Origin of the sequence: Mycolicibacterium komossense (genome assembly GCF_025822605.1) — a bacterium.
In the GTDB taxonomy this organism is placed as follows: Bacteria; Actinomycetota; Actinomycetes; order Mycobacteriales; family Mycobacteriaceae; genus Mycobacterium; species Mycobacterium komossense.
Genome location: NZ_JACKTY010000031.1, coordinates 104317 through 121671, shown reverse-complemented (window position 1 = coordinate 121671; position 17355 = coordinate 104317). Strand labels below are relative to the sequence as shown.

The 17355-nt window shown below is 66.3% G+C and carries 14 protein-coding genes and 1 pseudogene; 11 read left to right on the top strand and 4 right to left on the bottom strand.

The window, feature by feature from the left end; translation table 11 throughout:
• Window positions 1-5: 5 nt before the first annotated feature.
• A complete protein-coding gene (locus H7J73_RS18425; protein ID WP_264068997.1) occupies window positions 6-1967 on the bottom strand; it encodes an MFS transporter in 1962 nt (653 codons plus the stop codon).
• Between the two features lie 240 nt (window positions 1968-2207).
• Between H7J73_RS18425 and H7J73_RS18420 the strand changes: the two genes are divergently transcribed.
• From H7J73_RS18420 to H7J73_RS18400, 5 genes are all read left to right on the top strand, one after another.
• The gene (locus tag H7J73_RS18420) at window positions 2208-3377 is read left to right on the top strand and encodes an alpha/beta hydrolase family protein (RefSeq protein ID WP_264069286.1); all 1170 of its coding nucleotides are present in this window, start codon (window positions 2208-2210) and stop codon (window positions 3375-3377) included.
• 125 nt (window positions 3378-3502) lie between these two features.
• On the top strand, window positions 3503-4333 hold the full coding sequence (locus tag H7J73_RS18415; RefSeq protein ID WP_264068996.1) for an LLM class F420-dependent oxidoreductase: 831 nt from the start codon (window positions 3503-3505) through the stop codon (window positions 4331-4333).
• Window positions 4334-4369: 36 nt separating this feature from the next.
• Complete coding sequence (locus tag H7J73_RS18410) at window positions 4370-4636, top strand: hypothetical protein (protein ID WP_264068995.1); 267 nt, start codon at window positions 4370-4372, stop codon at window positions 4634-4636.
• 382 nt (window positions 4637-5018) lie between these two features.
• The gene (treS, locus tag H7J73_RS18405; protein ID WP_264068994.1) at window positions 5019-7265 is read left to right on the top strand and encodes a maltose alpha-D-glucosyltransferase; all 2247 of its coding nucleotides are present in this window, start codon (window positions 5019-5021) and stop codon (window positions 7263-7265) included.
• Between the two features lie 128 nt (window positions 7266-7393).
• Window positions 7394-7675, top strand: coding sequence for a hypothetical protein (locus H7J73_RS18400; RefSeq protein WP_264068993.1), 282 nt, complete (start codon window positions 7394-7396; stop codon window positions 7673-7675).
• 5 nt (window positions 7676-7680) lie between these two features.
• Here H7J73_RS18400 and H7J73_RS18395 read toward each other — a convergent pair whose 3' ends face one another.
• Window positions 7681-10224 (bottom strand): DEAD/DEAH box helicase, encoded by a 2544-nt coding sequence (locus H7J73_RS18395; protein ID WP_264068992.1) that lies wholly within the window; start codon window positions 10222-10224, stop codon window positions 7681-7683.
• A 170-nt stretch (window positions 10225-10394) separates the two neighbouring features.
• Here H7J73_RS18395 and H7J73_RS18390 point away from each other — a divergent pair, with 170 nt between their 5' ends.
• The 4 genes from H7J73_RS18390 to H7J73_RS18375 are packed head-to-tail and all read left to right on the top strand — an operon-like array spanning window position 10395 to window position 14479.
• Entirely contained in the window at window positions 10395-11123 is a 729-nt protein-coding gene (locus H7J73_RS18390; protein ID WP_264068991.1) for a hypothetical protein, read from the top strand.
• Complete coding sequence (locus tag H7J73_RS18385) at window positions 11120-11566, top strand: hypothetical protein (protein ID WP_264068990.1); 447 nt, start codon at window positions 11120-11122, stop codon at window positions 11564-11566. The genes H7J73_RS18390 and H7J73_RS18385 overlap by 4 nt, the downstream gene beginning before the upstream one ends.
• 59 nt (window positions 11567-11625) lie before the next feature.
• The gene (locus tag H7J73_RS18380) at window positions 11626-13092 is read left to right on the top strand and encodes a phospholipase D-like domain-containing protein (protein WP_264068989.1); all 1467 of its coding nucleotides are present in this window, start codon (window positions 11626-11628) and stop codon (window positions 13090-13092) included.
• A 16-nt stretch (window positions 13093-13108) separates the two neighbouring features.
• Window positions 13109-14479: an MFS transporter gene (locus H7J73_RS18375; protein WP_264068988.1), complete on the top strand. Its 1371-nt coding sequence runs from the start codon at window positions 13109-13111 to the stop codon at window positions 14477-14479.
• A gap of 84 nt (window positions 14480-14563) precedes the next feature.
• On the opposite strand, the pseudogene H7J73_RS33715 reads toward H7J73_RS18375, so the two are convergent.
• Window positions 14564-14701: pseudogene (locus H7J73_RS33715) on the bottom strand (hemerythrin domain-containing protein); the annotation flags it as partial.
• A 60-nt stretch (window positions 14702-14761) separates the two neighbouring features.
• Window positions 14762-15580, bottom strand: a complete 819-nt coding sequence (locus H7J73_RS18370; RefSeq protein WP_264068987.1) for a formate/nitrite transporter family protein — start codon at window positions 15578-15580, stop codon at window positions 14762-14764.
• A gap of 142 nt (window positions 15581-15722) precedes the next feature.
• On the opposite strand from H7J73_RS18370, the gene H7J73_RS18365 reads away from it, so the two are divergent.
• Complete coding sequence (locus H7J73_RS18365) at window positions 15723-16439, top strand: NUDIX hydrolase (RefSeq protein ID WP_264068986.1); 717 nt, start codon at window positions 15723-15725, stop codon at window positions 16437-16439.
• Between the two features lie 75 nt (window positions 16440-16514).
• Window positions 16515-17345 carry a cutinase family protein gene (locus tag H7J73_RS18360; RefSeq protein WP_264068985.1) on the top strand — a complete coding sequence of 277 codons (831 nt, stop codon included), beginning with the start codon at window positions 16515-16517 and terminating at the stop codon, window positions 17343-17345.
• Window positions 17346-17355 lie beyond the last annotated feature (10 nt).

Genomic DNA, 17355 nt, shown 5'->3' with positions numbered 1-17355 from the left:
GCCGGTCAGTGCTCGACTGGCAGCTCGGGAACGATGAGGACGGGAGTCGCCGAGTGCGCGACGACCGCCGCGGCGACGCTGCCCTGAAGGTGCCCGAGCAGGCCGTTGCGCCGGTGCGGGCCGAGCACGATCAGGCTCGCGTTGTGCTCGTCGGCCGCCGAGACGATCCCCTTCCAGGTCGGCACCCCTTCGACGGCCACACTTCGGGCGCGGAAGCCGGCCTTCTCGGCCAGGGCGGCGCCGTGGGCTGCGGTGCGCTCGGCGGCGCGCTTCACCTCGCCGGCCCGGTCGGCGTCGAAATGTTGCGAATCGGTGGGGGTGAATCCGACGTCGACGGGTTGCCAGACACAGGCCACCAGCGCGTCACGCTGGGGTGCCAGCTGGGCCGCCGCCTGCCGGATCGCGCAGCCGGCGAGCTCGGAGCCGTCGTAGGCGAACAGCACCGGCGACGTGAACACCTGGCCATTCGACTCCGCGGCGGCCGAGACCTGCACTGGCGCCGCGGCGGGGGGTGGCAGTCCTCGGCGGAGTTTGGCCAGCAACGGCGGTGAGTACCAGGCCGGGTCGTCCCCGTCGAGGAACTCGTCAAGGTTGGGACGCTGCGGCCGGGCTCCGCTGAGTGCGTAGATCGCTATCCCGAACACCGCGCCGCCGATCGCCAGGCCGAAGCCCAGCCAGAGCGCGTCGCCGGTGCCGGAGAGCAGATCGGTCGACGCCGTCACGGCGAAGTGCACGAAGATCGGGGCGACCATGAACGCAGCGACCGCCCGCAGTAGTTCGATGATCGCGAACACCCGCTGCAAGCTGTTCGACTGCAGCGAGAAGCCGGCGACGAACAGCGCGGGCGCCACTGTCGCGCCCAGCGCGAGACCTGTCAGGGCGGAGCCCACCAGGATCAGGGGCTGATTGCCGGGGATCGCGATTCGGAAGACCAGGATCCCGGCCGCAAGCAGGATCATGCCGACCAGCGGCAGGTAATGCATCGCCTTGCGGGTGATGACGATGCCGAAGACGACCGCCATCACGATGGCGCCCGCGAGTTCGGGCAGGTAGAGCAACCCGACGTGCACGGGGTTGTAGGTCTCCAACAACAGGTTGGCCGTCAGCGCGGTCGCCGAGACCGATGCGGCGGCCGCGAAGAGCGCGACGCCCACGCCGGCGACCGGGATGGCACTGGTGAGCATCGTGCGGACGGTCAACAGCGGTCGGGGAGAAAGGAACTGGTACACGATCAGCGCGACGATCAGGGCGAGCCCACCGAACATCGGGATGGTCACCGCGGCGTCGCCGAAACCGTGGGTGGTCAGCTGCGCGGCACCGATGAAGGCGGCGCCGCAACCGACGGCGGCGAGAGCGATGGCCGGCAGGTCGCGCGGGGCGTCCAGATCCGCGGGCGGGGCGTCCTCGAAGGTCAAGGCGGCCATCACCAGGGCCAGCACGGCGATCGCGGCGATGATCCAGAACAGGGGGCGCCAGGTCTGCGTCTCGGCTTGCGCGCCGCCGATGAACGGGCCGAGCGCGACGGCTCCGAAGACGCACATGTTCATGATCACCGCGGTGTAGCGGAGCTTGTCTCTGGGGAAGCCGATGGTCAGCGGCGGGGCGGCAGCGATCAACAGCATGCTGGTGGCGGCACCCTGCAGGACGTGCCCGCTGATGAACATCCCGGCGTTGACTGCCGACGCCGCGAGCACCGAGCCGATCACGAGCACTACGGCATAGAGCAGCAGCATCCGGCGCTGCGGCAGGTGCTGGGCGAACTGGACCGCCAGCACCGTGCCCACCGCGTAGGCGGCATTGCCCAGGCCCGAACTCAGACTCATCGCCTGCGCGCTCATATGCAGTTGTGCGGAGATCACCGGGACCAGCGGGTCGAGTGCGGCCGATAACGCGAGGTAGGGGATCAAGGCGAGCGTGACCATGGCGGCCACGGCGGGATACCGTCCGGCGAGCGGGCCCTGGCGCATCAGCAGCGCCCGCAGTCGGCACTCAGCCCCACGGGGAGACGGTCACGGCTGCTGGTCAACTGGGTCCGGGCTGGCACGGGTACCACCAACCCCTGCTACCCCGGCTTTCTTCCGGATAAGCGGCGATTATGTCGAAGATCACTCCCTGTCAGAATGCTGTGAGACACGCGGTGGCGCAGGATCTTTCGGCCCCGCCCGCGCATTAGGGTGTGCACCGTGAAACGGGCGACGGTGGCGGGCATGGTGTTGGCTGCGGCGTTGGGCTGCATCGGCGGGCCCGCGCCCGCCGCGCAGGCCGCGACGCCGGACTGGTCGGGTCTGGACGCGCGCTCCTACGCGGAGCCGGTGCCGCCGCGGGGCGGCACCTTGATCACCCAGGTGGCGCTGGATCCGGCGCTGTCCGTCGCCGGTGCCGGCGCGGCGTACCGCATCCTGTACTCGACGCTGAATCAGCACGATCAGCCCGCCGTGAGCACCGCCGTCGTCTTCACCCCGAAGGCACCCCCGCCACCGCAGGGGTGGCCGACCATCGCGTGGGCGCATGGCACCGTCGGCCTCGGGGACGAGTGCACACCGTCGGCGCAGCCGCGCAGTCCGCGCGACAACGAATACCTCACGCACTGGCTCGACCAGGGGTACGCCGTCGTCGGCACCGACTATGTCGGACTGGGCACACCAGGGCTGATGAGCTACCTCAACAGTGTCGCCACCGCGCACGCCGTCGTCGATTCGGTCATCGCCGCGCATCAGATGGGGCTGCCGCTGTCGCCGCAGTGGGCGATCGTCGGTCAGTCCCAAGGTGGCGGGGCTGCCGTCAACAGTGCGCGCTGGGCAACAGAGTTCGCCGCGGGCAGCGGGTTGGACTATCGCGGCGTGGTGGCCACCGGCACCCCGGCCAATATCGAAAGTGTCGTGAAGTTGGGCGGCCCGGACCTCGAGTTGCCTGCGGAGCTGGGCCCCGCGGCCAACAGCTACACCGCCTACATCCTGGCCGGCTTCCGTGAGGCACGGCCCGATATCGACGTCGACAGCGTGCTTTCGCAGGCGGGTGTCCATGCGGTCGACCGCGCCGAGACGGTGTGCAAACCCGAACTCGACAAGGAGCTCGCGGGCATGACGCCGACGCAGTTCTTCGTCGCGCCGCTGGCTTCGCTGCCCGGGGTCTCCGAGGCGCTCGACGACTACATGGGCACCCCGGTAGACGGGTACGACCGGCCGATTTTCCTGGGTGCGGGACTGCTGGACCGGGATGTCCCGGCGAAATCGTCGCTGCTGCTCTATGACCAGCTCAAGGCCAACAACCAGGACGTGGTTCTCAAGATCTATCCGGACGAGGATCACAGTGGCACCGTGCTGGCGTCTCTGCCGGATTCGACGCCGTTCCTGGCTTCGCTGTTCGCTGAGGGTTAGTTCTGTCCAGGAGTGCCTCGCCGCGAATCGTCTGTGGTCGCGCTGCCGCTTACCGCCGGCACCGCAGGGGAATAGCCTGATCTGAACGGCTGGTTACGCCTGCACACCGACCGATAGGAGTACTGATGCAGTTCGGAATCTCCACATTCGTGACCGATGACGGAATCGACCCGGTATCGCTTGGGCGGGGGATCGAGGAGCGTGGCTTCGCCGCACTGACAATCGCCGAGCATTCCCACATCCCGGCCAGTCGGGAGTCGCCGTACCCCATGGGCGGTGACCTGCCGGACATCTACTACAAGACCCTCGACCCGTTCGTCACACTTGCCGCGGCCGCCGCGGTGACCTCGAAAATTCAGCTGATCACCGGAATCGCACTGCTCATCCAGCGCGATCCGATTCATGCCGCGAAGGAGACCGCGAGTATCGACCTGGTCTCGGGTGGCCGGTTCGTCTTCGGGGTCGGCGCCGGCTGGAATCTCGAAGAACTGCGCGATCACGGCACGGATCCGAAGACCCGCGGCGCCGTACTGGATGAACGCATCGAGGCGATCAAGGCGCTGTGGACCGACGAACCGGCCGAATACCACGGCAAATACGTCGATTTCGGTCCGTCCTACGCCCGCCCCAAGCCGGTGCAGAAGCCCTACCCGCCGATCTTCATCGGTGGTGATTCCGATGCCACCGTCAAGCGGGTGATCAGGCACCAGGCCGGTTGGATCTCGAACGCACAGCCGAGGGCGCACCTGGCGAAGCGCGTTGCGCAGCTCCGCGACGGCGCCGGACACGATGTGCCGCTCATCCAGTTCGGCACGCCGGTGAAGCCCGAGTACTGGCGCGCCGTCGAGGAGCTCGGTTTCAGTCAGCTGAACCTGCTGCTGCCATCGGTGCAGCGCGACGAATCGCTGCGCTTGCTCGACGAGTACGCCGCGCAGGTCGCCCAGTACCGCGGTTAGAGTACGAAGCACATCTAAGAGTTGGAGTCGATACCGATGAGGATTAAAGCCGCACTGGCCGCCGCCGCGGTCGCCGGCGGGTTCGCTGCCGGAGCACTGGGGTTGAGCGGCGCTGCGAGCGCTGACCCGCCCCCACCTCCACCGCTGCCTGCTGAACAGGATTTCGGCCCGCCGCCGCCGGCCTGGGCACCGCCGAAGCCCATTCAACCGGTGTGGTCTCCGAACACACCGGTGGTGTGGGATCCGGGATGGGGCGGCAAGTGGGGAATGTGGGTCAACGGCCAGTTCATCACGCTGACGTAATTCTTCGTTGATCGTCGCTGTGCCCGGGGCGGATATGTCACGGGCACAGCGTTTTTGCAGGTTGTGTTGCCTGCCCACGACGGACCGACCGCGACGGTGCGGTCACCGTCGACGCTTGTGTTGATGTCGTCTTGTTCACCACCGCCGAATCCATCCCACGGACGTCCCGGTCCTGCAGGACTCGCTGATGGCACGTCGCTGCTGTGGCGCGCGGTGGCGCGAAGTCGCGAATACCGGGAGAGTGGTCTGACCACCGGCGGTGGGTCCGCCGGTTTGCGAGGTGGCCCGTTCGGGCTATACAGCCCCGACGGCGGCTGACCCCGAGTTGACATGTCGACCTAACCGAGCACGCATCATCCAGTGGCAAACAGTGAGGGACCGGATGCCCGAAAAGGCAGAAGACACGGCTGAAGATGACGCGATCCGCGAGCCGACCGACATTACCTACGAAGAGCACCTGCACCCAGCCCGTCCCCGCACGCTGCGATTCCGCCCGCGGGTCAAGGTGCCGTTCGCGCGGCGATCGGTGGCCGAGGACGGCCCGGCGACCGCCGAGAATGGCGCCTATGTGCGATGGCTTCTGGCGCAGTCGATGTTGGCCGATGCCAACGACATCAGTCAGCAGTTCTCCGGTCAGGGCTCGATGTGGCAGAACCCCTTCGCCAATCCGAGCCCCCGGGCCGCGGTCACGGCGGCATCGGTGTGGTTCACCGCGTATCCGCTCTCGCTGATCACCCGCCCCGACGAGTCCTTCCTGCACGCCATGGCCGACGAGGAGATGTGGAAGGCCTTCGCCTATATCGGCATCGAGGCCATTCACACCGGCCCGGTCAAGCGAGCCGGCGGTATTTCGGGCTGGCAGTACACCCCGAGCGTGGACGGGCACTTCGACCGGATCTCCACTCAGATCGATCCCGCGTTCGGCACCGAGGACGAGTTCCGCAAGATGTGCGGGACCGCCAGTTGGTACGGCGGCACCATCATCGACGACGTCGTTCCCGGCCACACCGGCAAGGGCGCCGACTTCCGGTTGGCCGAGATGAAATACGCCGACTACCCGGGGATCTACCACATGGTTGAGATCGACCCCAGGGACTGGGACGAGCTGCCCCAGGTCCCGGCGGGTGCGGACTCGGTCAATATCGACGTCGCGACCGAGGAGTGGCTGGACAAGGCGGGCTACATCATCGGCCGCCTGCAGCGGGTCATCTTCTATGCCGAAGGGGTCAAGGAAACCAACTGGAGTGCCACTCGTCCCGTCGTCGGTGTGGACGGGGTGGAACGGCGCTGGGTGTATCTGCATTATTTCAAGGAGGGTCAGCCCTCGATCAACTGGCTGGACCCCTCGTTCGCCGGTATGCGGCTGGTCATCGGCGATGCGCTGCACTCGCTGACCGACCTGGGTACCGGGGCGCTGCGGCTGGACGCCAACGGCTTCCTCGGGGTGGAAAAGAGTACGGCAGAAGATAATCCGGCGTGGTCCGAGGGCCACCCGCTGTCGGAAGCGGCCAATCACCTGATTGCCAGCATGGTCCGCAAGGTGGGCGGGTTCACCTTCCAGGAGCTCAACCTCACGATCGACGACATCAGGCAGACCGGGGAGGCCGGGGCGGATCTGTCTTATGACTTCATCAACCGGCCCGCCTACCAGCATGCCCTGGCGACCGGCGACACCGAGTTCCTGCGTCTGACTCTGCGGACCTCCATTGAGCTCGGCGTCGATCCCGCGTCACTGGTGCATGCGCTGCAGAACCATGACGAACTCACCTATGAGCTGGTGCACTGGTCGACCGGGCACCGCGACGACATCTTCACCTACAAGGGTCAAGACATCACCGGTGAAGAGTTGGGCGCCTCCGTCCGCGCCGATCTGACCGAAGTGCTGACCGGGCCGAACGCGCCGTACAACCAGGTTTTCACCACCAACGGCATCGCCTCCACCACCGCGACGGTCATCACCGCGGCCTTGGGTATCACCGATTTGGACAGTGTCGACGAGTCCTTCGATATCGACCCGATCCGGCGGGCGCATCTGCTGCTGGCGATGTTCAACGCGCTGCAGCCCGGTGTCTTCGCGCTGTCCGGCTGGGACATCTGCGGCATGCTGACCCTGCCGCCCGACCAAGTGGCAGACCTGCTGCGCGAAGGTGACACCAGGTGGATTCATCGCGCCGGTCACGACCTGATGGGTGTCAACGACCGGGCTACCCGGTCGATGGCCGGAATGCCGAGGGGTAGAAGCCTTTACGGTTCGATTCCCGCGCAGCTCGCCGATGAGACCAGCTTCCTGCGGCAGCTGCAGGCGATCTTGCGTGTCCGCTCGCACTACGGCATCGCCACCAGCCGCCAGGTCGATATCCCTGAAGTATCCCATCGCGGCATGCTGGTGCTGGTGCACGAGCTGGAAACGGTCGGCCAGCATCAGCTCACCGTGCTCAACTTCGCCAACGAGGATATCGCGGGCACGGTGCGCTCGGAACATCTGCCGCCGCGGGCCCAAGTATCAGATATGTTCACCGGCAAGACTTTTGCCTCGGTTGACGACCTACACAGCTTTACCGTCGAAATGCCGGCACATCACGGGATGTCGCTGCTGGTCGAGGCACCCGGGCCCGACGACCAGGACTGAGCGGGCCCATCCTCAACCCGGTCTGATGTGCTGAAAAAGTGTTGGTGGCCGGCTGTCAGGTTTCCTGTGCGCCGCTTGTGGGTACAAACACGCCGCTGTCGGTCAACGACGATCCGTAAGGGGAAAACATGATGAAACGCGGCACACTTCTCATAGCTGGTCTCGCCGTTGCGGTATCTCTGAGCGGCTGCTCATCGGGCATCGTCAACCAGGGTGGCGACACGACGTGCAAGGACTTCCTGGGCCAGGACGAGAAGACTCAGAACGAGACGATCTCCAAGATGCTCAAGGACGAAAAGGGCACGGACCCCGCGAATCTGGAGCTCACCGGAACGCGGCTCTCAGCGCAGACCTACTGCCAGACCGCCGGGACGCAGGACACCAAGATCAGCCAGGCCCCGCACCTGTAGGGCGTTTAATCCATCCGGCCGGCGTCGACAAGACGGATGACCGCGACTCCTTCTTCGTCGGAGGCTTCCAGGTCGACCTCGACGTCGAAGCCCCAGTCGTGGTCGCCGGCCGGATCGTCGAATACTTGGCGAACCCGCCATACTCCGGGCTGGCGGTCGATGATCAGCAGCGCGGGGCCGCGGGCGTCGGCGCCAAGGCCCACGTCGTCGTGTTCGTCGAAGTACTCGTCGCCGACCTCGGCCCAGGTCTCGGCCGTCCAGCCCGAATCGAGTTGGGCGAGTTCGGCCCAGCGGCGGCGGGCGAACAGCTCGACACGCCGGAACAGCGCATTGCGGACCATCGCGGTAAAAGCTCGTTCGTTGCCGGTCAGCGGGCGTGGTCGGGCCGGCACCGCAACCGGGGCATCGATTGGTTGGTCCGGGCTGGTGAGCTGCTCCCACTCGTCGAGCAGGCTCGAATCGACTTGGCGCACAAGCTCACCGAGCCATTCGACGATATCGGTCAGCTCCTCGGTCCGGGCCGTGGCGGGTACGCCGGAGCGTAGCGCCTTGAACGCGTCGGACAGGTAGCGCAGCACGGCGCCCTCGGATCGGGTCAGCCCGTACACGCTGACGAACTCCCGGAACGTGAAGGCGCGCTCCCACATCTCGCGCACAACGGATTTCGGTGACAGTCGTGCGTCGGCCGCCCAGGGATTGCTCTGCAGATACACCTCGAAGGTGTGGGCCAGTAGTTCCTCCAGTGGCTTGGGGTAGGTGACCTCGTCGAGCAATTCCATCCGCTCGTCGTATTCGATACCTTCGGCCTTCATCTCGGCTACTGCTTGGCCGCGCGCTTTGTTGAGTTGCGCGGAGATGATCTGCCGGGTGTCCTCCAGCGTCGATTCGATCACCGAAACCACCTCCAGCGCATAGGTTTCAGCTTCCGGGTCCAGTACGTCGATGGCGGCCAGCGCGAATGTCGACAACGGCTGGTTGAGGGCGAAATCGGGCGGCAGATCGACGGTCAGTCGGTAGCGACGTCCGTCGGGCTCCGGTTCGGGGAGCCGTTCGAGCACACCGGCCTGCAGCAGGGAGCGCGCGATGCCGACTGCCTCGAGGATGTGCCGGAGCTGGCGTTTGCGCGGTTCGTGGTTCTCGGTGAGTAGCCGTCGCATCGCGATGAAAGGATCGCCGGGCCGGTCCACGACGTCGAGGATCATCGACGTCGACACCCGCATATTGCTCGTCAACGGCTCCGGCGTGGCCTCGATCAGCCGGTTCATGGTCTTCTCGCTCCACGGGACCATTCCCTCAGGTATCTTGCGGCGCACCAGCTTTCGCCGCTTCTTCGGGTCGTCGGCGACTTTGGCGAACTGTTTGAGGTTCTCCACTTCGTGATCGGGCGCCTGCACGACGACGGTGCCCGCGGTGTCGTAGCCGGCGCGGCCCGCCCGCCCGGCGATCTGGTGGAACTCCCTGGCATTGAGCATGCGCGTGCGGATGCCGTCGTATTTGGACAGCGCCGAGAAGACGACGGTCCGGATCGGCACGTTGATCCCGACGCCGAGGGTGTCGGTGCCGCAGATGACCTTGAGCAGCCCGGCCTGGGCCAGCTGTTCCACCAACCGCCGGTATTTGGGCAGCATCCCGGCGTGGTGCACGCCGATCCCATGCCGGACCAGCCGCGACAGCGTCGTACCGAAAGCCGACGAGAACCGAAAGGCGCCGATCAGATCGGCGATCGCGGCTTTCTCGTCTTTCGTGCTCACGTTGACGCTCATCAGTGCCTGCGCACGTTCCAACGCCGAGGCCTGCGTGAAATGGACGACATAGACCGGCGCCTGCCTGGTGTCGAGCAGGTCCTGGATCGTCTCGTGCATCGGCGTGGTCGCGTAGTAGTAGTGCAGGGGAACCGGTCGCTCGGCGTTGGCGACAAGCGCCGTGGCCCGTCCGGTACGCCGGGTGAGGTCCTCGCGCAGGAACGTGACGTCGCCGAGCGTGGCCGACATCAGCAGAAACTGGGCTCTGGGCAACTCGAGCAGCGGAACCTGCCAGGCCCAGCCGCGGTCGGGGTCGCCGTAGAAGTGGAACTCGTCCATCACCACCAGGCCGATATCCGCGTCGGCACCCTCACGTAGGGCGATATTGGCCAGCACCTCCGCGGTGCACGCGATGATCGGCGCGCCCGCGTTGACCGAGGCATCGCCGGTCAGCATCCCGACGTTGACTGCGCCGAATACGTCGCACAGGGCAAAGAACCGCTCGCTGACGAGCGCCTTGATCGGTGCGGTGTAGTAACTGCGGCGGTCGGCGGCCAGTGCGGCATACAGGGCTCCGGTGGCCACCAGGGACTTTCCGGAGCCGGTCGGGGTCGCCAGGATGACGTTGGCGCCGCTGACCAGCTCGATCAACGCCTCTTCCTGCGCCGGATACAGCACGGTGCCGCTCGACTCGGCCCAGCCGGCGAACGACGCGAACAGTTCGTCGGGGTCGGTGCCGTGCGCGCGGAGTGCGGACAAGTCGCTCGGGTCTCCCAGAAGCGCAGGTGCAGGAATGGCGGGAGGCATGGTGGACACCAGCCTGCCTGACGCTAGGGCCGAGTTCATCACCACGGTCGTGGTCGGTCGCGCTTTCTGCGGAATTCCGAGCAATTCGCAGCCTTGGTGATGAACTCGGCCCTAGCGCCTGGCAATGCATATCTCCCTCGGCGCGGCAGGTACGGATGGGGCAGGAGTTAATGGATGATGCAGGAGTGGTTGACACCGGTGTGATTGACGACAAGCCGACGACGGAAGCCGATCAGGTCGAGGCGCCCCAGGTAGAGCAGGTGACAGTCAGCGAGCCCCAAACGGCGCCCCGGCGCGGTTGGTCGATGCCGAAGGTCACGCGTCAGCAGACCGACGAGGTCGCGCGGGCAGCACGGCGCGTCGGCTCCGGGATCGCCAAGCTGCTCCGACGGATCGGCACGATGTGTGCCGCCGTGGCCGGGTTCGGCTGGCAGCTCATCAGGCAGGTGCCCCCGGCGCTGCAACTGCTCGGCGCCCTGGGATTGTGCACGCTGCTGAGCATCGCGGGTTCGGTGGCACTCGACGACGCCCTCGGAAAGACCTGTGCGGTGGTGTTCGTGCCGGGTTTTGCGCTGGCGCTCGGCGTCGTCGCGCATCACTGGTATCTGAGCCTCAGCACAGAGGATCGCACCCTGAAGAGCGGGTCCTCTTCCGCTCCGCTCGAACTACGGCGTTCCGTCGAATACGTGGACAGCAAGCTGGCGTTCGCGCTCAATGCGCTCGGCACTGACCGGCAACAGCAGGCGGTCATTGCGCTGATTCAGGCGAAAACCGCCACCGAACTCTCGTTCGGCCCCGGGCAGGAGCCCGTCCGGCCGAGCCTACGGCCGCGCATCAGGGCCGGCGGACTGACGAAAGCACAGCCGCGGGAGAGTGTTTCGGTAGCGGGGCTGGCATGACCGGCCCGCAGATCACCGGATCGGTGGCACTCCTCGAGGATGAGTACACCCTTGTCATCAACCGGGGCGCCGCCGCGGGCGTGACTCCGGGCATGGTGTTCGCGGTGTTCTCGGGTAACGGCCGGCTCGTCACCGATCCCGAGACGGGTCGAGAGTTGGGCCGGCTCGACGAGGAGAAGCTCCGGGTCAAGGTGTTCGAGGTCCGCGAACTGTTCGCCCGCGCCGAGACCTACAGCACCGGGGTCGGGCGCCCGTCGGGAACGCCGCTGGCCGAGCACCCCCGCACCTACGAGATCCCCATCTTCACCGGACCGGCGGAGCTGGCGCAGTTCGCCGGTGACACCCTCGTCGATGAAATGCCGACCAGCGCGCTGTCGTCCTGCGAGGTCGTCACGGTCAACGTCGGTGACGCCGTGGAACTGGTTGACACGCGGCAGCAATAGCTCACGGCCGGCGCTTTTGGATAGCTGCCCACCGCGCGGTGTGTGATAGACACTGCGCTATGTCCGCGCCGGATGATGGTCCCCTGCTTACCGCAGGCAAGACCTGCTGGCGGGTGGAGCGGGCCGATCAGTTCGCCTGCATCATCGACGCCGCCGACTACCTGTTCCATGCCAAGGCGGCGATGTTGCGTGCCGAGCACCGCATCGTCCTGATCGGATGGGATTTCGACACCAGGATCACCTTCGAGCGCGGCCGCAAGACGCTGCCGGGCCCCAACCAGCTGGGTGTGTTCCTGCGCTGGTTGGTCCGGTCACGGCCCACGCTGGAGATCTACCTGCTGCGGTCCAACGTCCGGCTGCTCCCGGCGTTCGAGGGACTCTGGGGCCGGGTGACGCCGGTGGCCCTGCTGAATTGGCTGAGCAACGAACGGCTGCAGTTCGCGGTCGACGGAGTCCACCCGATCGGCTCGGTCCCACACCAGAAGATCGTCGCCATCGACGACGCGCTGGCGTTCTGCGGCGGGATCGACTTCGCCGCCGACCGCTGGGATACCCGAGAACATTTGGACACCAACGCTTTACGCCTCTTCGCCGGGAAGAACTACGGGCCTCGCCACGAGGTGGCGGCGGCGGTGGACGGCGACGCGGCGAAAGCGCTCGGCGAGTTGGCCCGTGACCGGTGGCAGACAGCCACCGGCCGCGCCTTGGCGCCGGTCGATGCAGAGAACGCACCGTGGCCCCCCGGCCTCGAACCGACCTTGCGTGCCGTCGACGTCGGGATCGCCCGGACAGTGCCAGATCTGGAGCGCAGCAAAGAGATTCGCGAAGTTGAGACGCTGAACCTGGCGGCGATCGCCGCAGCGCGGCACGTCATCTATCTGGAGAACCAGTATCTGGCCTCGCGCACGCTCGTCGACGCGCTGGCGGCCCGGCTGCAGGAACCGGATGGCCCGGAGATCGTGGTCGTCATGCCGCGGAACTCCGAGAGTCGGCTCGAAGAGCAGGCGATGGACAGCGCCAGGTATCGGCTGCTGAACGTGCTCTGGGGTGCGGACCAGCATGAGCGCTTCGCGGTGTACTGGCCGGTGACTGCCAGTGGGACACCGATCTACGTGCACGCCAAGGTGATGACCATCGACGATCGCCTGCTGCGCATCGGCTCGTCCAACATCAACAACCGGTCCATGGGGTTCGACACGGAGTGCGACGTGGCTGTCGAAGCGGTCCCCGGTGCCGACGATCAGGACTACATCGGCGAAACGATCGAGTCGCTGCGCCACAGCCTGGTGTCCGAGCACCTCGGGGTGAGCACCGACGAGTTCGAGCGCGAGTTGGGCGAATGCGGGTCGTTCCTGCGGGCGGTCGAAGCGCTCCGCGGCGACGGCAGGACGTTGCGCCGCTTCACCAAGGACACGGTGGCGGGTGAGGCCAGTCCGCTCGCCGAGAACGACCTGATGGATCCCGACGAGGTGCCCCGGTCGCTGACCAGAAGCGTGCAACGGTGGATCGCCGGGTTCTCCGAATAGGGTTATCGTCCCTGACATGAGCGAAGGGGCGACTTCAGCCGGCCAACCCGGCCCAACGCTCGCCCCGACGAGTACGCGACGGGCTGTGCTGAACACGATCAAGGGCTCTGCCGGCAACCTCGTCGAGTGGTACGACGTCTACGTATACACCGTGTTCGCCACGTATTTCGAGGCGCAGTTCTTCGACAAGGCCGACACCAACTCCACGCTGTACATCTACGCGATCTTCGCGGTCACCTTCCTCATGCGACCGGTGGGGTCCTGGTTCTTCGGCCGGTTCGCCGACCGGCGCGGTCGCAAGTCGGCGCTGATGGTCAGCATCACGGTGATGTCGACATGCTCGTTCGTCGTGGCGGTGATGCCTACGCGTGAGGTCATCGGGTGGTGGGCGGCGGTGATCCTGGTCCTCGCCCGGTTGGTACAGGGATTCGCGACCGGTGGCGAGTACGGCACGTCGGCGACGTACATGTCGGAGGCGGCGACCCCGCACCGGCGCGGGTTCCTCTCGTCTTTCCAGTACGTCACGCTCGTCGGCGGTCAGGTGTTGGCGCAGTTCACGCTGCTCATCCTGCTCAGCATCCTCGACGTCGAGACGGTCACCGCCTGGGGGTGGCGGGTCGGTTTCTTCATCGGGGGCGCTGCCGCGCTGGTGGTGCTGTGGATGCGTCGCTCGATGGACGAATCGCTGAGTGAATCGCACCTCGAAGCGATCCGCGCGGGCAAGGACCGCGCGGCCGGATCGATGAAGGCGTTGTTCACCACGCACTGGCGCGCGCTGCTGCTCGTCTTCCTCATCACCGCAGGCGGGACGGTGGCGTTCTACACCTACACGGTCAACGCACCGGCGATCGTCAAATCGACCTTTGGTTCCGACCGGGCGTTGACGGCGACCTGGATCAACCTGCTCGGCGTGATCTTCCTGATGCTGCTGCAGCCGTTGGGTGGGCTGCTCAGCGACCGGGTCGGGCGCAAGGTCCTGCTGGTGTTCTTCGGCGTCGGCGGCGTCATCTACACCTACGTCCTGCTCACCTATCTGCCGCAGACCACCTCACCGCTGGTCGCGTTCGCCCTGACAGCCGTGGGCTACGTCATCCTCACCGGATACACCTCGGTCAACGCGATCGTGAAAGCCGAGCTCTTTCCCGCCGAGATCCGGGCGCTGGGTGTGGGATTGGGCTATGCGCTGGCGAACTCGGTGTTCGGGGGTACCGCGCCGCTGCTCTTCCAAGCGGCCAAGTCCGGGCATCATGTCGGCTGGTTCATCTGCTACGTCACCGTGGTGATCGCGGTCAGTTTGCTGGTCTATATCTTCGGGTTGAAGAACAAGGGCATCACCGTGCTCGATCGCGAACAGGGCAGCGCCTGGGCGGTGCCTACCGGTCGGTGATTTCCGGTCAGGTTCCCTTGAGGCTGCCGATGCCCAGTGAGGTGTCCTTCGGCTTCTGCGCCGGGCCGGCTTCGTCGACGTAGGTTTGTCGGCCGGCGGGCGCCAGAACTTTTCCAGCGCTTCACTTTTCGTCGATGACCGGGCTTGCAGGTAGTCGAGGCGGGCGAACTGCTCGCGGAACCAGTCGTGATCGGCGAGGATCAACATGGTGAAGTCGGCCATCGGGACTCCAGAGGTCTGCCGGGCGCGCTGCCGAGAGTCTAGCCGCGGCGGCGGGACGGTTCACGACGCCTCGGCGTCGTCGCGCTCCTCCTGCAGCCGGTCCTTGCTGCGCAGCAGGCGCAATAGGGTGACCAGCAGCAGCCCGCCCGCCATGTTGCCGACGATGGTGTAGCCGAACCATTGCAGCCAGTCGAGGTAACCGAACGGGGCGTCGCCGGTCGCCAGTGCCCCGAAGATCAGCAGAGAATCCAGGATCGAGTGGAACATCTGCAGGCCGGCCAGCAGAAATGCCCCGGCCACGGCGGCCGCGATCTTGCCGAACACCGAATCGGTGCCATGTTGCATCCGGGTCATCAACGTGATCGCCATGCCGCCGAGTAGTGCAAGAGTGACGGTTTCCGCCGACAGCGGTGCAGTCACGTAGTGCGCGGCGGATTCCACCGTCTGTGCGTGCAGTTTCGGGAATCCCGTCATGATCAGCCACATCAGCAGCCACCCGCCGGCCAGATTGGCGACCAGGGTGCCGCTCCAGAGCTTCGACAACTGTCGGATGCTGGCCCGTTTGGCGACCACCGTGGTGACCGGGACCAGGAAGCCCTCCGTGAACAGTTCGCTGTGCCCGAGCAACAGGGCGAGGAACCCGATGGAAAAGGCCAGTCCGGCAAGCAGATTGTCGTGTGTGGCGTTGAGCACCGAGAGGTAGGCGAGCACGCCCATCGCCACTTCGGTTCCGCCGAAGAAGCCGGTCACCAGCACCTCGCGCCAGGTGCGGTGAAGGCGCTGGCTACCTTCGTCGACCATTCTGTTGAAGGCGTCCTCCAACTTGTCCTCGATGGGGCTGTCGGAATCGCCGAGCTGGCGCTGGCTCGTTTCACTCACTTCGGATCCTCACGGTGACTCGGCTGGACCGTGTCGTGTACCCGTCCCGTGAGCAGGCGAAAAGCCCGCCGGTGCACATTTGATGCCCGGCCTGGTGACCCGCCGATCCTGAGCCCGCCTCCGGGGCACCTATGGTCAATCGGTGACCATCGCCTACGACGACGCGCTGCGCGACACGATCCGTGCCCACCTGGCCGGGCACGAGCGGCGGGCGGTGGCAGACCCGACGAAGCGGCGTGCCGCCGTCGCGATGGTGCTCGTCGACTCCGAAATCGGTGAAGACAGGGTGGACCCCGCTCCGGTGGTCGACTGGAACCAGGGGCGAACGATATCCGAGGACCTCGACGGCCGCATGGTCGACGTCTCCGGTGGTGCCGCTTTTCTGTTGTGCCGCAGGGCTTCTCGGCTACGATCCCACTCTGCCCAGTGGGCGTTGCCCGGTGGCCGATTGGACGCCGGCGAAACCGAGATCGACGCCGCCCTGCGCGAGTCGCAGGAAGAACTCGGCATCGAACTGGCCGAGTCGTCGGTGCTGGGGCTGCTCGACGACTATCCGACGAGGTCTGGCTACGTCATCACGCCGGTGGTGATCTGGGGTGGCGGTCGGCTCGATCTCCAGCCGGCGCCCGATGAGGTGGTGGCTGCTTACCGGGTGGGCCTGCACCAGCTGCAGCGCGACGATTCACCGCGGTTCATCACGATTCCGGAGAGCTCGCGGCCGGTGGTGCAGATCCCGTTGGGAAACGACCTCATCCACGCGCCGACGGGTGCGGTGTTGCTGCAATTTCGCTGGTGGTGCCTGGAAGGCCGCCATGATCGGGTCGACGAGCTGGAACAACCGGTGTTCGCCTGGAAGTAGTTCGACGAGGCCCCAACCTGTAACGCCTGACGACCCGGCTGACGATCTACCGGCTGAGTTGGAGGGAAGATTTTCGTGATTCGACGCACGTGTTCGGCCATCCTGATCGCCGGTATCGCAGCGGCGGGCCTGGCCACCGGTACTGCAACTGCTGCATCCACCTGCGCGGATTATCACTGGATCGGTGCTGCCGGCTCGGGTCAGCGAGACGGCGCGGGACTGACCGCGAACGGTGGCATGGGCAGGGTGGTCTACCAGTCCTACCTGCAGTTACGCGATGAACTGGCGGCAAACGGCCAGACGATCGACGCCGAAGCCGTGCAGTACCCGGCCGCGCCGGTCCCGCTGGAGGGCGGCTTGGGCGGTTGGCTCGACTTCCTCGGCAGCGTCAAAGACGGGACCACTGCGACAGCAGAGCAGTTCACCGCGTTCACCGCGCAGTGCCCCAACACCAAGGTGATCCTCGCCGGCTACTCGCAGGGCGCCATGGTGGTCCATCGCAACCTCTACGACCTGGCCGACGACCCGCACGTGGCGGCCGCGCTGCTGATCGCCGACGGGGACCGGTTGCCCGTCGACACCACCATCGATTTGGGTTCGACGGCCGTCACGCCCGGCGTCGGCCAGGGTGTCGGTCAGGAGCATTCCTTCCTGGCCTCGACGGACACGTCGAAGTTGCCGCCGGAGATCGGTATGCGCACCATCAGTGTCTGCGATGTCGGCGACCCGGTCTGTGACTACAACCCGGATACCACCGAGTTGTCGGCCGCGAACCTCGCGATCCACACCTCGTACGCGCCGACGTCGAGTGGTCCGCACGCCTGGGTCGCACCGCTGTACACCGTGGTCGCCGGCGCCGCTGCGGCACCGGCAGCCGCGACCGAGCTGAGCGCGCACGGCGCCTGACTCGTCGGGC

Coding starts and splice junctions, on each gene's coding strand:
- H7J73_RS18390 (WP_264068991.1), top strand. CDS start 10,395: ATGGATGATGCAGGAGTGGTTGACACCGGTGTGATTGACGACAAGCCG.
- H7J73_RS18380 (WP_264068989.1), top strand. CDS start 11,626: ATGTCCGCGCCGGATGATGGTCCCCTGCTTACCGCAGGCAAGACCTGC.
- treS (WP_264068994.1), top strand. CDS start 5,019: ATGCCCGAAAAGGCAGAAGACACGGCTGAAGATGACGCGATCCGCGAG.
- H7J73_RS18375 (WP_264068988.1), top strand. CDS start 13,109: ATGAGCGAAGGGGCGACTTCAGCCGGCCAACCCGGCCCAACGCTCGCC.
- H7J73_RS18415 (WP_264068996.1), top strand. CDS start 3,503: ATGCAGTTCGGAATCTCCACATTCGTGACCGATGACGGAATCGACCCG.
- H7J73_RS18410 (WP_264068995.1), top strand. CDS start 4,370: ATGAGGATTAAAGCCGCACTGGCCGCCGCCGCGGTCGCCGGCGGGTTC.
- H7J73_RS18395 (WP_264068992.1), bottom strand. CDS start 10,224: ATGCCTCCCGCCATTCCTGCACCTGCGCTTCTGGGAGACCCGAGCGAC.
- H7J73_RS18400 (WP_264068993.1), top strand. CDS start 7,394: ATGATGAAACGCGGCACACTTCTCATAGCTGGTCTCGCCGTTGCGGTA.
- H7J73_RS18385 (WP_264068990.1), top strand. CDS start 11,120: ATGACCGGCCCGCAGATCACCGGATCGGTGGCACTCCTCGAGGATGAG.
- H7J73_RS18420 (WP_264069286.1), top strand. CDS start 2,208: ATGGTGTTGGCTGCGGCGTTGGGCTGCATCGGCGGGCCCGCGCCCGCC.
- H7J73_RS18425 (WP_264068997.1), bottom strand. CDS start 1,967: ATGCGCCAGGGCCCGCTCGCCGGACGGTATCCCGCCGTGGCCGCCATG.